The 14,265-nt window shown below is 70.0% G+C and carries 11 protein-coding genes and 3 pseudogenes; 9 read left to right on the plus strand and 5 right to left on the minus strand.

The features are described 5' to 3' along the window. The first annotated feature begins 103 nt into the window (after positions 1–103). Together OG395_RS46715 and OG395_RS46720 are read left to right on the plus strand one after the other, a co-directional pair. Positions 104–3,178, plus strand: coding sequence for an alpha-L-rhamnosidase-related protein (locus tag OG395_RS46715; RefSeq protein ID WP_327248344.1), 3,075 nt, complete (start codon positions 104–106; stop codon positions 3,176–3,178). A 314-nt stretch (positions 3,179–3,492) separates the two neighbouring features. Next, on the plus strand, positions 3,493–3,645 hold the full coding sequence (locus OG395_RS46720) for a hypothetical protein (protein WP_442818683.1): 153 nt from the start codon (positions 3,493–3,495) through the stop codon (positions 3,643–3,645). 18 nt (positions 3,646–3,663) lie between these two features. Here the strand turns inward: OG395_RS46720 and OG395_RS46725 are convergent. Together OG395_RS46725 and OG395_RS46730 are read right to left on the minus strand one after the other, a co-directional pair. Continuing rightward, positions 3,664–3,807: pseudogene (locus tag OG395_RS46725) on the minus strand (integrase core domain-containing protein); the annotation flags it as partial. A 25-nt stretch (positions 3,808–3,832) separates the two neighbouring features. Next, a complete protein-coding gene (locus OG395_RS46730; protein ID WP_327248345.1) occupies positions 3,833–4,753 on the minus strand; it encodes a LysR family transcriptional regulator in 921 nt (306 codons plus the stop codon). A 114-nt stretch (positions 4,754–4,867) separates the two neighbouring features. On the opposite strand from OG395_RS46730, the gene OG395_RS46735 reads away from it, so the two are divergent. From OG395_RS46735 to OG395_RS46760, 6 genes are all read left to right on the plus strand, one after another. Next, entirely contained in the window at positions 4,868–5,989 is a 1,122-nt protein-coding gene (locus OG395_RS46735) for a diaminopropionate ammonia-lyase (RefSeq protein WP_327248346.1), read from the plus strand. A gap of 164 nt (positions 5,990–6,153) precedes the next feature. After that, positions 6,154–6,702 carry a LysE family translocator gene (locus OG395_RS46740; protein ID WP_327249682.1) on the plus strand — a complete coding sequence of 183 codons (549 nt, stop codon included), beginning with the start codon at positions 6,154–6,156 and terminating at the stop codon, positions 6,700–6,702. A 50-nt stretch (positions 6,703–6,752) separates the two neighbouring features. Continuing rightward, on the plus strand, positions 6,753–8,027 hold the full coding sequence (locus tag OG395_RS46745) for a Zn-dependent hydrolase (RefSeq protein ID WP_327248347.1): 1,275 nt from the start codon (positions 6,753–6,755) through the stop codon (positions 8,025–8,027). Positions 8,028–8,158: 131 nt separating this feature from the next. After that, the gene (locus OG395_RS46750) at positions 8,159–9,343 is read left to right on the plus strand and encodes an ArgE/DapE family deacylase (RefSeq protein ID WP_327248348.1); all 1,185 of its coding nucleotides are present in this window, start codon (positions 8,159–8,161) and stop codon (positions 9,341–9,343) included. 270 nt (positions 9,344–9,613) lie between these two features. Next, positions 9,614–10,477 carry a metalloregulator ArsR/SmtB family transcription factor gene (locus OG395_RS46755; protein ID WP_327248349.1) on the plus strand — a complete coding sequence of 288 codons (864 nt, stop codon included), beginning with the start codon at positions 9,614–9,616 and terminating at the stop codon, positions 10,475–10,477. Next, complete coding sequence (locus tag OG395_RS46760; protein WP_327248350.1) at positions 10,474–11,073, plus strand: dihydrofolate reductase family protein; 600 nt, start codon at positions 10,474–10,476, stop codon at positions 11,071–11,073. The genes OG395_RS46755 and OG395_RS46760 overlap by 4 nt, the downstream gene beginning before the upstream one ends. A gap of 276 nt (positions 11,074–11,349) precedes the next feature. Here OG395_RS46760 and OG395_RS46765 read toward each other — a convergent pair. From OG395_RS46765 to OG395_RS46775, 3 genes and pseudogenes are all read right to left on the minus strand, one after another. Next, a pseudogene (locus OG395_RS46765) lies at positions 11,350–11,724 on the minus strand (MmyB family transcriptional regulator); the annotation flags it as partial. Positions 11,725–11,918: 194 nt separating this feature from the next. Further along, positions 11,919–12,167 (minus strand): annotated as a pseudogene (locus OG395_RS46770) (aldehyde dehydrogenase family protein); the annotation flags it as partial. Beyond that, entirely contained in the window at positions 12,164–12,619 is a 456-nt protein-coding gene (locus OG395_RS46775) for a dihydrodipicolinate synthase family protein (RefSeq protein WP_327248351.1), read from the minus strand. The gene OG395_RS46775 and the pseudogene OG395_RS46770, both read right to left, overlap by 4 nt. A 450-nt stretch (positions 12,620–13,069) precedes the next feature. On the opposite strand from OG395_RS46775, the gene OG395_RS46780 reads away from it, so the two are divergent. Next, on the plus strand, positions 13,070–14,167 hold the full coding sequence (locus tag OG395_RS46780) for a P1 family peptidase (RefSeq protein ID WP_327248352.1): 1,098 nt from the start codon (positions 13,070–13,072) through the stop codon (positions 14,165–14,167). The last annotated feature ends 98 nt before the right edge of the window (positions 14,168–14,265 follow it).

Consider the following 14,265-nt stretch of genomic DNA (forward strand, 5'->3'; position numbering starts at 1 on the left):
CCGTTGGTCACCTCGCCTTGTAGCGGGGACCTTTTGCGCGCCGGCAGGGGCACTCGATCGCAGGTGCATTGAAATGTTCAAACCTTTCGAATGGAGGCGCGTCATGAGATTGCCGCTGGCAACCTGCAGACGGTTCGGCCTGTTCGTTCTCACATGGGGACTCGCGTTCAGCCCGGCGCCCCAGGCGTTCGCCGCCGGTCCCGTCCGAAATCACGCGCCGACCGCGCCGGTTGGACTCACCGTCAACGACCGGGTCGACCCCCTCGCCGTGGACGGCGCACCGCAGTTCGGCTGGCTTCCCCAGGACATCGACGGCGGTGAGACCCAGTCGGCCTACCAGGTCGTCGTCCGCGACGGGGACGGCACCGAGCTCTGGAACAGCGGCAAGGTGTCCAGCTCGGCACAGAGCTGGACACGTTACGGCGGATCGGCCCTCAAGGCGGGAACCTCCTACACCTGGCGGGTACGCACCTGGGACCACGCGGGCGCCGAGTCGGCGTTCTCCGACCCCGCTTCCTTCGGCGCCGGCCTCGGGGACGACGGCTGGTCCGGGGCGCAGTGGATCCGCCGCCCCGCGACCGGCAACGATGCCACCAACGAATGGACCGCTGCCCGCAAGATCATGACGGTCTCGAGCGGCAGCCCGGTGACCGACGCGCGCGTGTATGTGGCCTCCATGGGGGACTGGGAGGCGAACGTCGGCGGACACGTGGTGCAGCGCAGCTCCTCCTACGAGTACGCGGGCGAGGGGTACTACGACGTCTCGAAGCTCGACGGGATCACGGCGGGCCAGAAGCTGCCCGTCGGCGTTGTCACGCACTACTGGAACTGCAAGTGCCAGGGCCGCGCCAACGGGCCCAGCGGCTCTGAAGGCCCCTCGGGCCTCCTGGTCAAGGTGGTGGTGGACCACAAGGACGGGACGCGGGACCTCATGGTGTCCGACGGCTCGTGGAAGGTGCACCGCTACGAGCCCCAGAGCGTCGACACCGTCACCTATCGCAACAGCGACTCCGGTGACCGTCTGGAGTATTACGACGCGACGAAGGAAATGACGGGCTGGGACACCGCTCCTTACGACGACAGCAGCTGGCCGGCTGCCACCGCAATCGGCCCGCACCCCCGCCCGAACCCGGTCAACTGCGCTTCATACGAGGGCAGTTCGTCACCCTGCGCCTTCACGCATCTGTCCGCGCTGGAGGCCCACCTGTCACAGAAGGTCGTCCACCCCGTCTCCCTGCTCCACCTGCCGGACGGCACCGTCTTCGCAGACTTCGGCAAGGTCTACGCCGCCGTTCCCTCGGTGCGTCTGCAGGACGGCGCCGCCGGACGGCAGTTGACGTTCACCACCAGCTACCGGCGGAACAACAGCACGCTGACCGCGGCCGTCTCGGCCGGCGCCACCACCTTGACCCTGGCCGTCGTCGGCAACGTCCACGTCGGTGACCGGATCACCGTCGACGCTCCCGCGGACGGATACGGAGCGGGCGACCCCGAGACGCACACCGTTCAGGCGGTGGACGGCACCACGGTGACCCTCGACGGCGCACTGCTCAGGGGCCACGCCAAGGGCAGCTGGGTGGAGAACTCCCGCGCGGGTACCTCGAAGCTGGACACGCAGGGCAGCAACATGCACTTCTACTACACCGAGAAGGACGGCGCGCAAACCGCGCAGCCCTTCACCTACTGGGGCTGGCGTTACCTGCAGATCAGCGACCCGGTCGAGAACCTGACCACCGAGGACATCAGCGCCGTGGTTCAGAACACTGACGCCGCCCATCCGGCCACCTTCTCCAGCAGTGACGCAACCCTCGACGGCGTCTTCGAGCTGATGCAGCGCTCCGCGCTCCAGTCGTCGCAGAACGTCTTCCTCGACACCCCAACCCGTGAGAAGGGTCAGTTCCTCGGCGACAGCATCGACGAGTCGTTCGCCACCATGTCTTCGTCCGGCGAGCGCAGCCTGACCCGGCAGGCGATCGTCGCCTTCATGAACTCCCAGGCCCGCTACTGGAACAACGGCGCCCTGAACTCCGTCTACCCCAATGGTGACGCCAAGCGGGACATCCCCGACTACACCGAGATGTTCCCCGAGTGGGTGCTCCGCTACTACCAGACCACCGGTGACAAGGACCTCCTGCGCCAGGCCCTGCCGGTGATGAAGAACGTCGCCGACTACATCTGGGGTGCCGTCGACAACCGTGGACTGGTCGCCGACCTGCCCGGCGGCAGCGGCGACTACCAGTACGGCATCATCGACTGGCCCGCCCCCATGCGCTACGGCTACGTAACCAAGGGCAACGTCAACCGCACGGTCGTCAACGCGCTCGGCGTGGGCGCGCTGCGCTCGGTCGCGACGGCGGCCGAGGCACTGGGCGACACGGGCACCCGGACGACGTACGACGACCGGGCCGACCACCTGACCGCGGCCATGCGCGACCAGCTGAGGGACCCCGGCACCGGTGCCTGGTCCGACGGCCTGGACGCGGCAGGCTCCCGTATTGATCACTTCGGCGAGCACTCGCAGTCCTTCCCCGTCGCCTACGGGATCGCGGACTCCTCCGAGTACGCCGCCCTGGGTGACCGCATCTCCGAACTGGGCATGCAGCAGGGCCCGATGACCCTGCGGACGCTGCTCGAGGCGCTGCGGATCACGGACCGCCCGGACACTTTGGTCAAGATCCTGACCGACCCGTCCCACGACGGCCCGGCCCAGGTCCTCTCCGAGGGCGGCAGCTTCCTGTGGGAGCAGTGGACCCCCGGCTGCTCGACCTCCGACTGCACCGGCACCCAGGTTTCCCAGAGCAGCAGTGAGAGCTTCTCGCACGGCTGGGGAGGTGCCGGGGTCAACGGCGTCCTCGAGGGCGTCCTCGGCCTGACCGTCACCTCCCCCGGTGCCGAGACGGTGCGCATCACCCCGGCGGACAAGGGCCTGACCGCTGCGTCCGGAACCCAGTGGACCGAGCGCGGCGAGGTCGGGGTCGACTGGCATCGCACCAGGTTCGGCGTGAACACCAAAGTGGACATCCCGGTGAACGTCACCGCGACGGTGGCCCTGCCCGTCGTGGCCGGCGGCATGTATCACGTGACCGGCCAGGCCACCTACCTCGGCATCAAGGACGGCAAGGCCTTGTACCAGGTCGGATCCGGGAAGACCAAATTCCACGCGGCGGCCGGCGGATAACGCACCCTCGCTCCCATGTCAGACGCCGACGGTACGGACGCGCGACCATTGCGTCCAGCAGTGCCTATGGCAACTGATCACTGGCGGGGGGCCGGGCAGGGCACCGTATACATGCGGCTTCCCTGCCCGGGTGCTCCGCCGCGTCCAGGGCACTCTCCACACCGAGGGCGGCGGTGTCTCCAGCCGCTCGGTGACGACCTGGTCGTAGTCGACGCCGTCGAGGGGGCGCACATGCTCCGGGGCACGGACCCACCCCCCGGTACTCCGCCGCCTCGACATCGCCGTCCAACTGGTGGACAGGCAGTATTCCGAACGTGCGCTATTCGTTTGAGCCGTGCACGGAGGCCGCCAACGACAGCGCGATGCGCCTCGCGGCGAAGCTGGGGTTCACCGAGGTGGAGCGGTTCGAGGAGTACGGCGCCGAGCAGTGGTTCGGCGTGTGGTCCTCGGTCACGTCGTTCGGTTGAGCTCGTGCCCGGGTCTGGCTCCCGCCGGCAGGTCTGCACCCACCGCTCCATGATCGAGTTCATTCTCGGCATCCGGACGCCGCTGAGCACCACCTGTATGCCCACGTCGTGCAGGACAGTGTCGAAGAGCTCGGGGAACGTGCCGTCCCGGTCCCGGATGAGTGGGCCAACGGTGTGCTGTGCTGCCTTATCCCTGGTCGGAGCGGAGTGTGACCGCGCGCAGGAGGGCGTCGCGACACGCGAGGACGGCCGGGTGCTGGCTGCGGCCGCGGCGTACGACGGTGAGGACGCGGCGGGTGTGCCGGTCGCGGGGGAGTTGCCGCAGGGTGACGGTCGGGGGTTGTCCGTTCCAGACGAGGTCGGGAAGGAAAGCTGCGGCGTGATTCTGCTCGACGAGGCGGAGGTGGAGCAGGAGGTCAGTGGTCTCGAACCGTACGTCGGGTTCGAAGCCGGCGTTGCGGCACAGGGTCATGGCCCAGTGCCGGGCGGCTGTGCCTTCGGGTTCCATCACCCAGGCGTGGTTGGCGAGTGAGCGCAGCGCCGCCATCGGGCTCTCGGTATCCGGGCTGTCGGCCGTTTGGGGCAGTGCGAGGTGCAGGGGGTCGCTGAGCAGATCTTCCTGTTCGAGTTCGGCGGGCCGCGGGTTGGGGTTGCCGGGGTATTCCTCAGCGAGGACCAGGTCGAAGTCGCGGGCTTGCAGGGCGGGAAGGGCCTTTTCCGGTTCCATCTGTGTGACGTGGACGCGCAGGTGCGGGTGCAGGTCGCGCAGCAGGCCGAGCGCGGTCGGGACCAGGGCCAGGGCGGCCGTTTGGAACGAGGCGATGCGCAGGGTGCCGGTGAGGTCGGTCAGGGAGGTGGCGATGTCCGCCTCCGCGCGCTCCAGGCGTTCGAGGACCGCTTCGGTGTGGGCGACGAGAATCTCGGCCTGCTCGGTCAACCGCACCCGCCGCCCGACCGGTTCCAGCAGCGGGACGCCGACTTCGGCTTCCAGTTGCGAGAGCTGCTGGGAGACGGAGGAGGGAGCGTAGGACAGGGCGGCGGCCACGGCCGCGAGCGTGCCGCGGTGCTTGAGTTCGCGCAGCAGGCGCAGCCGGTGCAGGTCGAGCATGGCCGGACCGCTTCCCTCGCCGTCGCGGAGCGACTTAATAGTCGGTTTCTTCGATGAGTATAGGTCGAAAACATTCGCTGGACCGATCGTAGGAGGGCATCGGACCCTGATCGTGTGTCCGAAAACGCTTCCTCCCCCCGTGCGCCGCTGTGGTCTCTGCGACCCAGCGCCCGTACCTGGCGGTGTGAACCCGCACCCGTCGAGGTGCGGGGCTTCCACGCCGCGCTGCCTGGCCATTCACCCACACCACTGACCGAACTCCCTCCTTTGGCAACGGAGTTGGGGGTCGGTCGGGTGTTCGTCAAGGACGAGTCATGCCGCCTGGGCCTGCCCGCATTCAAGGCTCTGGGTGCGTCCTGGGCGGTCCACCGCACCCTTGCCGAGCGGACCACGAGCGGCAAAGAGCCGGGCCCGGTCACCCTGGTGACTGCCACCGACGGCAATCACGGCCGGGCAGTGGCCCGCATGGCACGCCTGCTTGGGCAGCGTGCCCACGTTTTCGTTCCGCAGGGCGTGCATCCGCGAGCTGTGGCGGCCATCGTCGCCGAGCAGGCGAAGGTCACCGAGGTCTCGGCGCCGTACGACGAGGCCGTGCGCCGCGCGGCCGAGGCAGCTGTCGGGCCGGACGCGGTCCTGGTCCAGGACACGGCCTGGTCGGGCTATGAGCAGATCCCGGGGTGGATCGTCGAGGGCTACTCCACCCTCTGCGCCGAGACTGACGAGCAGCTGGCGGCCGAAGGGGTCGTCGAGGGGCCTGACCTCGTCTCCATACCGGTGGGTGTGGGGTCACTGGCTCAGGCCGTGGTCACCCACTACCGCAGCCGCCCCTCCGGGTGGGCTCCGGCACTGCTGTCGGTGGAGCCGGAGGCTGCGGCCTGCGTCCTCGAAAGCCTCACCCTCGGCAAACCCGTCAGTGTCACCACCGGCGACACCACCATGGCCGGGCTGAACTGCGGCACCCCGTCCAGCATCGCCTGGCCCTACCTGTACAGCGGGCTGGACGCCGCCGTCGCCATCCCCGACGCCGACAGTGCCCGCGCGGTCGCTCAGCTCGCGGCCCTCGGTGTCTCCTCGGGTCCCTGCGGGGCCGCGGCGCTCGCCGGTCTCCGTGCGGTGCTCACCGGGGTGGGCGCCGAGGAACGCCGTACGGCACTGGGGCTGGATGCGACCTCAGTGGTCGTGCTGTTGAGCACCGAGGGCGCGGCTGCCAACCCGAACTCCACCGCCGATCGCTGAACACGCCACACCTGAAAGACGCCTGCGTTGAGCCACCGCACCTTCGTCCCCTCGCTGCCGACCGGTTTGATCAGTTCGATCAGGAGAAGGCCGGCAGCGTGCTGACCCACTTCATAGCGGCACTCGGTGTCCTCGGCCTGCTGACCATCGTGCCGGGCCCGGACATGGCGGCGGTGCCCCGGTGTGCCGTCGCGGCCGGTCTCCGCGACGCGCTGCGGACCGTGGGCGGGATAACGACCGGGCTGCTGGTCCGGGGCGCGCTGACCGTGGTCGGGCGCGCAGCCCTGCCGGCCGCCTCACCCACGTACCCGGCCGTCAAGCTCCTGGGCTCCGGCTACTTGGTGTTCTTGGGCGTGCAAGCGCAGTGGCACAGCCGCCACACCGTGTCCGTCATGGCAGATACGGGGACCTCCTCCCGTCGGGAGCCCGTGGCGGACCGGCCCGGTCAGCAACGCCCTCAACCCGAAGACCGCCGTCTTCTGCACCGGGCTGCTTCCCGCGCCGGCCCCGTCTCAACTGGCCGCCGCCCGGGCCATGATGCTCCTCGTCCTCCTCCACACCGCCCCTCACCCTCGCCTGGCTGGGCAGCTACGTGCTCCTGCTGTCCAAGGCCCGGCACGTCCAAGAGCCGCGGACCCGCCGTGCGCGCTCGGGCGGCCCACGGACGTCGTGCTGATCGGCGTCGGCCTCGTGGCGCGACCGCAGCCGGCTGATCCGCAACGCCATCGACTCCACCGTTTCCGACAACTCCGGGAGACAGGTCATGACGAGCCCCACCCCCGACAAGATCACTATTAACGGCGACCGCCTGTGGCAGTCGCTGATGGACCTCGCCGACATCGGCGGGTACGACGACGAGCGCACCGGCCTGCGCGGCGTCAATCGCCTCGCCCTGACCGACACCGACGCGGCCGGCCGCCGCCAGGTCATCGCCTGGATGGAACAGGCCGGCCTGACCGTCCGTATCGACCGGATGGGCAATATTTACGGCCGCCGCGAGGGCGCCGATCCCACCGCGGCCCCGGTGCTGACCGGCTCGCACATCGACAGCGTCGCCACCGCCGGTGCCTTCGACGGCTGCCTCGGTGTGCTGGGCGGCATCGAAGTCGTCCGCATCCTCAACGAACGTGGCATCACCACCCGCCGCCCGGTCGAGGTCGGCATCTTCACCGAGGAAGAAGGCGTCCGCTTCGGCACCGACATGCTCGGCAGCGCGGTCGCCGCCGGCCGCCTCACGCTGGAGTACGCCCACGCCCTGACTGACCGCGATGGCCTCACCCTCGGTGGCGAACTAACCCGCACCGGCTTCAACGGCCTCGCCGACGTACGCCTCGACTCGCCGCACGCCTACGTCGAATGCCACATCGAACAGGGCCCCGTCCTCGCCGAGAACGGCGTCGAGATCGGCGTCGTCACCGGCGTGCAGGGCATTTCCTGGCAGGAGATCACCATCCACGGCCGTGCAGCCCACGCAGGTACCACCCCCACCCACCTGCGGGTCGACGCCGGCCTGGCGGCCGCGCAGATCATCGTCCACCTGCGGGCGCTGGTCGACTCCGGCGAGTACGGGGATCTGCGGGCCACCGTCGGCCATCTGATCGTTCATCCGGACCTGACCAACATCGTCCCGGCCCGCGCCGAGCTGACCGTCGACCTGCGCAACCCCGACGACGTCCAGATGGCCCGCGCCGAGGAAGCCCTCGCCGCGTTTCTGCGCGACCTGGAGGACAGCCGGCCCGGCCTGTCGCTGACCGTCCGGCGGATGGCCAAGACCGCCTACGTCCCCTTCGACGAGGGGCTGCAGAAGGTCATCGCGCAGGCCGCCGACGACCACGGCCTGGACCACATCTCGCTGCTCTCCGGCGCAGGCCACGACGCCCAGGAGATCGCCGTGCTCTGCCCCACCGCCATGATCTTCGTACGCGGCGAGTACGACGGCATCAGCCACAACCCCCGCGAGTACTCCACCCCCGAGGCATGCGCCCACGGAGTCGACGTCCTGGCCACCACCCTCCTGCGCCTGGCCAACCAGGACTGACCGCCCATGGCCTGCATCAGCCACCACACACGCACGACGCACGGTGCTCGGCAAACACTGCCACCCCACGTGCCGTGCCCACCGCCCCGCCCCCGACTCACGGGGTGGCATCAGAACTTCGGAAGGCCCTCATGTTCCCCGAGACCCCCTCGACCCCAGCGGCCCCTGATCCCCTGGAGTCGGATCCCAGCCGCCTGCTGGCCCGGCTGATCGCCATCGACTCCGTCAACCCGGACCTCGTTCCCGGTAGGGCCGGCGAAGCCGTCATCGCCGACTTCTGCGGTCAATGGCTGGCCACCCGCGGCTTCGAGGTCCACAGCCTGGAAAAGCGCCCCGGTCGGCCCTCACTCGTCGCGATCGCCCGAGGCACCGGCGGAGGCCGGTCACTCATGCTCAACGGCCACCTCGACACGGTCAGCCTCGCCGACTACGACGGGGACCCCCTCGACCCGCAGATCCGCGACGGCAGGATGTTCGGCCGCGGCACCTTCGACATGAAGGGTGGCATCGCGGCCATGATGGTCGCCGCGGCCCGCGCCACCGCCCGCGGTCCCCTGCGCGGCGATGTCATCCTCGCCTGCGTCGCAGATGAGGAGCACGGCAGCTCGGGCACCGAGGAGGTGCTGGAGTCGTTCACGGCCGACGCGGCGATCGTCACTGAGCCGAGCCACCTCGAAGTGACCCTCGCCCACAAGGGCTTCGCCTGGTTCGACGTGGAGATCGAAGGCCGCGCGGCTCACGGTTCGCGGCCCGAGCTCGGTATCGACTCGATCGCCAAGGCCGGGCACTTCCTGGTCGCGCTGGAAGAGCTGGGACGGCGCCTCGCGCAGGGCCCGGTACACCCCCTCCTGGGCACCGGCACCGTGCACGCCTCCGTCATCCACGGCGGCGAGGAACCCTCCACCTACCCGGCGCACTGCCGCATCACCCTGGAGCGCCGCACCATCCCCGGCGAGAGTGCCGACAGCGTCGAGCGCGAACTGACCGACTTCCTCGACCGCCTTGCGGACACGGTCTCCGACTTCCGTCACCGGCTGACCCGTGGCCTGCACCGCGAGCCCTTCGAGGCAGCCCCCGAAGCCCTGATCGTGCGCACCCTGACCCGCCACGCCGAGCAGGTCCTCGGCCACCAGCCCGTGGTACGCGCCGAGCCATTCTGGACCGACTGTGCCCTCCTGGACCGTGCCGGCATCCCCTGCCTGCTCTTCGGCGTCGACGGCGCGGGCGCACACGCGGCCACCGAGTATGTCGACCTCGCCTCGCTGGACCGCCTCACCGACATCCTCACCAGTACCATCGCCGACTTCTGTTCCTGAACTCTCACCCGGGTCCGGCCCGGACCCGGCCCGGACCCGGACCACGGGCCCGGCACAGAACGAGAGATGCAGCACCATGACCACCCAGGCAGACCAGCGCCAAGACAGTGGCCACCGCCGACAGGTCTGCTGATCGTCGCGGTCTGGGAGCCGATCTGTGACGGCTGGGAGATCTTCCGAACGGACTCGGCCTGACCGATCTCGACATGGGCCGACCGTTCCACAGATATTCCTTGACACGAATATTCGTCGTGGGGAATGCTTACCCTCATGGACGCACTCCTCACCGCACTGGCCGACCCGGCCCGCTGGCGGCTCGTATGTCTGTTGGCCGAGCGGCCCCGCCCGGTCGGTGTCCTCGCCCAGCTCGCCGAGGCGCGCCAGCCGCAGACGACCAAGCACCTGCAGACCCTAGAGCGTGCCGGCGTCGTCACCTCCCAGCGCACCGGCCAGCGCCGCATCTACGCGCTCCGGCCCGCGCCTTTGCGGGACCTGGCGGCCGCGCTCAGCCGGCTCGCCGACACCGCGGATCAGGCCGGCGGCCCGCGCGCGACCTACGACCGCTACGGGCTCAGCCTCGACACGGAGCGTCTCGCCGCGGAGAAGCCGGGGTGGGCCGACGGTCGCTCGTTCAGGTTCCACCGGTCGCTGACCGGGCGCCCCGAGCTGGTCTGGTGCCACCTGACCGAGCCCTCCCTGCTCACCCGATGGTGGACGCCCGACGACCTCCGCGTCTCCGAGCTCGTCTTCGAGGCGCACCCGGGCGGGCGGATCGTCCTGGAGTACCGCGACGCCGAGGACGCCGATGGCTCCGACCTGGTCGCCGGGCGCGGGGAAGGCGTCGTCGACGACGCCTTCCCCGGTGAGAGCCTTGCCTACCGGCTCTCCCCGCGGCTTCCCGACGGCAGCCTCGCCTTCACCGCCCACGTCGACTTCGGCCTCCGGCCCACCGACACCGGCACGGATCTCGACGTCCACTACCGGATCACCGACAGCACGGTCGATTCCGCGGACTTCATCGCAGGCATCGAGATCGGCTTCGGGCAGGGCCTCGACAAGCTCGCCGACGCCGTCGGCACATCTCAGCGCACCACCACGGCAGCTCACGCCGAAGGAAAGGAAGTACAGCCATGACCAACCCGACCGGACGCAAGGTGACCGCGAACATCGCCCTCACCCTCGACGGGCGATACCACGGCCCCGGCGGGCCCGGCGATGCAGACGCGATCGTCCCCTACGCGACCACAGAGGTCGCGCGAGACCACCTCACCCGCATCTGGGAGGGCGCGACAACGGCGCTGCTCGGCCGCCTCAACGCCGAGGGATTCCTGGGGTTCTGGCCGACGGTCGCCGAGGACGAGAACGCCGATCCGCGTGATCGCGGATACGCGAAGTGGCTGGTCGACACGGAAAAGGTGGTCCTGTCGACCACCTTGACCGAAGCACCGTGGGAACGCACCCGCGTGGTGAACGCCCCGGCTGCCGATGTCGTCGCTGAGCTCAAGGCCACCGGCGAGGGCGACATCCTCGTCAACAGCAGCGCGAGCGTCATCAAGGCGCTCCTCTCCGTGGACCTGCTCGACCGGCTGTATCTCATGATCTGCCCCGAGATCGCCGGGGGTGGGCAGCGGCTGTTCGACGACGGCCTGCCAAGTTCGAAGTGGAAGCTCACACACCAGGAGACCGGCGAGCTGGGCGAGATCGCCATGGTCTACGACCGAGTCCGCTGAGTCGGCCGATCAGCGCACTCAGCCGGCGAGGCGACTCCAGCTCGCGCCACGGACTGAGCGCCCCCCTTGGCGCCTGAGCAGCTGAATTGGCACCACGGCGGGTGAGAGTTGACGGAGCCCTCTGGGCGCCGCTTCGGGCGTGCGGTGATGGAGTCGGGGGCGCAGCTTGTGCGGTGAAGCCAACGGCAATGGCGTCACCGCCCCCTTCCTCGCATGCGACCGGTTGCGGCCGGCAGCGCTCCCGCACGGTCCGCCCCTCAGACTGCCGCGAAGCGCTCAGCTGTTGAGCGTATGGGTGCCGAGGACAGTGAGCAGGGCGAGGCATTCGGCGTCCTCGGTACCGGGTTCGGCGGTGTGGACCATGATCCGCAGGTTGCTGCCCGCGACGGTGAGCACGTCGCAGTCCGGCGTCAGGGGGCCGGCCCGGGGATGGTCGATGGTCTTGCGTGCGGCCTCGTGCCGTCCGACCGTGCCGGAGTCCCAATGCTCGGCGAACCGCTCGCTGCGCGCGCGCAGCTCCGCGACCAGCCGCCGCAGCCGCGGGTCGGCCGGATAGCGCCCGGCGGCCGCGTGCAGGTCGACCACGAGCGTGGCCTCGAACCGGCGCAGCGACTCCGGCGTGTGCCGGGCCCGCGAGCCCGGTCCGACGAACTGCAGTCCGACGCGTACACGGGAGGCCCGCTCCGCGAGGCGGCGCGTGAAGGCCTCCTCGCCGAGCGCCACAATGACGTCCGCGAAGTAACGGAAGTTCTCGGCGGCTCGACGCGCCTGGCCGCGCGCCTGGGCGATGGCAGTCCCGAGTCGTACGACTCGAGGGTTGCCAGCCGGTCGTGGCGGGCCTCGACGGCGTCGGCGATGCGGTTCAGTACGTTGGCGCGCTCGCGGTTGGATATGCCCGACCAGGCGGGGAAGGCGGTCCGTGCGGTGGCGACGGCCCGCTCGACATCGGCCGCAGATCCGCGCGAGGCCTGCGCATACGCCGAGTTGGAGACAGGGTCGGAGACATCGAACGTTCGGCCGTCGTCGGCGTCGACGAGTTCGCCGCCGATCCAGTGCCGGATGACGGAGGGCAGGCCCTCGGGGGTGGTGCTCACTCGGGTGCTCCGATCTGCCGGCCCTGATGGGCCTGCTGGGTTTCGATCTGCTGCGTCAGGTCGCCGCCCTCGGCGAGCAGCGCGCGGATCGTCGCCAGGCCCGCGTCCGTCGGAGTGGTGAGCGGTGGCCGGACGTGAGGAGAGGAGGCACGGCCCTGCTGGTGCAGCACCCACTTCACGGGCGCCGGGTTCGTCTCGACGAAGAGGAGGCCGACGAGGGGATGGAGGCGGTAGTGCAGGTCACGAGCGGCGTCGAACTCGTCCTCCTCCCACAGCTCGTACATCCGTACCACCGCGGACGGCGCGAGGTTGGCCACCGTGCTGACGAACCCCGCCCCGCCGAGCGCGAGCAGCGGCAGGCACAGCAGCTCGATGCCGGACCACACCAGCAACGATCGTCCGCAGGCGTGCAGGACACGGGAGAAGTGCTCGAAGTCCTTCGTCGTCTCCACCCGATGTCTCCCCTGGGCATCTGGCCCACGAGCAGGCCGTGCAGCACGTCCTGGCGGCATGCCAGAGAGCAGGGAACACAGCGGGCATCCAAACCTCCATCGCGGACGACGCCGTCCATCGGGCGGAACAGGGCTTCCACCTCATCAGCGCACGCAGCGAACTGGCGTTGCTGCGCACTGCCGCCCGTGAGTTGCTCCACGGGATGCGGTCCGGGGCATGACCGCCTGCACCAGGCTCGGGAGTCGTTTCTGGCTCTCCGGCCTGGAAGGCTGGGCCGTGGTCCGTCGCCATGCTGCTGATTGCGGTTGGGGCGCGAGCGCGCAGACAGAAGCCCGGAGCACGGCTGGAGCACGTCCCGGGCCCCGGACCCCGGACACAAGGCGCCTTCCTCGGTGCACCGCACCTTTACGCATCCGCTCCACAGCGCGGGGCGCGTAGCGTCCGGCCGTATGGAACCACTGGCTCACACACAGTCCGCTCCCGACATCCGGCGCCGGGCCCGGGACCTCGGCATCATCATCGGCCGGGCCGGTACCGGACCACTCAACGCGATCACCGATGTGCCGGGCGTGCGCGTCGGCCACACCACCGTCCGCCGGCACCCTGACGTGCACAGCGGAGTTACCGCCGTCGTGCCCGGCGCCGTCGGCCCCCGCGCACCGCTGCCTGCAGGGGTATTCACCGGCAACGGCTACGGCAAGCTCATCGGCACGACCCAGCTCACCGAACTTGGCACCCTCGAAACCCCCGTGCTGCTCACCTCCACCCTGTCGGCGTTTCGCGTCGCCGACGCACTGGTCGGCTGGATGCTCGAGCGGCCCGGATGCGAGACGGTGCAGAGCCTCAACCCGGTCGTGGGGGAGTGCAACGACGGCTTGCTGTCCGACATCCGCTCACGGCCGGTCAACGAGGAGCACGTCAGGGCCGCTCTCGACGGAGCGTCCGGCGGCCCGGTGGCCGAGGGCTGCGTCGGCGCCGGAACCGGCACGGGCGCACTGGGATTCAAGGCCGGCATCGGTACCGCCTCACGCACGCCGGACCTGGGCGGACAGCGGTTCACGGCGGGGGTCCTCGTGCAAGCGAACTTCGGCGGAACGCTTCGGGTGCTCGGCCGCGCCGTCACCCCGCAGTCCTTGGGTCTGTCCGGCGAGCCGGCGCCGGCCCAGGAGACGGGCTCCTGCATGATCGTGGTGGCCACGGACGCCCCTCTCGACGCCAGGCAGCTCACCCGCGTAGCCCGGCGTGCCGTGTTCGCCCTCGGCCGCACGGGTGCGGCCTACAGCCACGGCAGCGGTGACTACGCCATCGCCTTCGCCACGGGACCGGGCGCCGGTGCCCCCGTGGCGGACGCTGATCTGGGGCCGCTCTTCGAAGCCGTACTCGACGCAGTCGAGGAGGCGGTGCTCAACTCCCTCCTCGCAGCGGTGACGACCACCGGGTTCGGCGGCCGGACACTGACGGCCCTGCCGGCGGACCGGCTGATCGACGCCCTCACCGGTCCCGCGGCAGCACCGGGACCCGACGACAGGCCGCTGCCAAGGCACTGACACCGGACCAAGTGCTGTGACCGCATGGGTTCGCCGGGGTAGGGGCCGGCGAACCTGGTGGTGGCCGGCTGTGCGGTGCCTTGCGTTAAGCCATGCCC

The organism is Streptomyces sp. NBC_01320, from assembly GCF_035974375.1.
Lineage (GTDB): Bacteria > Actinomycetota > Actinomycetes > Streptomycetales > Streptomycetaceae > Streptomyces > Streptomyces yanii.

Coding starts and splice junctions, on each gene's coding strand:
- OG395_RS46715 (WP_327248344.1), top strand. CDS start 104: ATGAGATTGCCGCTGGCAACCTGCAGACGGTTCGGCCTGTTCGTTCTC.
- OG395_RS46730 (WP_327248345.1), bottom strand. CDS start 4,753: ATGCTCGACCTGCACCGGCTGCGCCTGCTGCGCGAACTCAAGCACCGC.
- OG395_RS46740 (WP_327249682.1), top strand. CDS start 6,154: ATGGCGGCGGTGCCCCGGTGTGCCGTCGCGGCCGGTCTCCGCGACGCG.
- OG395_RS46745 (WP_327248347.1), top strand. CDS start 6,753: ATGACGAGCCCCACCCCCGACAAGATCACTATTAACGGCGACCGCCTG.
- OG395_RS46750 (WP_327248348.1), top strand. CDS start 8,159: ATGTTCCCCGAGACCCCCTCGACCCCAGCGGCCCCTGATCCCCTGGAG.
- OG395_RS46755 (WP_327248349.1), top strand. CDS start 9,614: ATGGACGCACTCCTCACCGCACTGGCCGACCCGGCCCGCTGGCGGCTC.
- OG395_RS46760 (WP_327248350.1), top strand. CDS start 10,474: ATGACCAACCCGACCGGACGCAAGGTGACCGCGAACATCGCCCTCACC.
- OG395_RS46780 (WP_327248352.1), top strand. CDS start 13,070: ATGGAACCACTGGCTCACACACAGTCCGCTCCCGACATCCGGCGCCGG.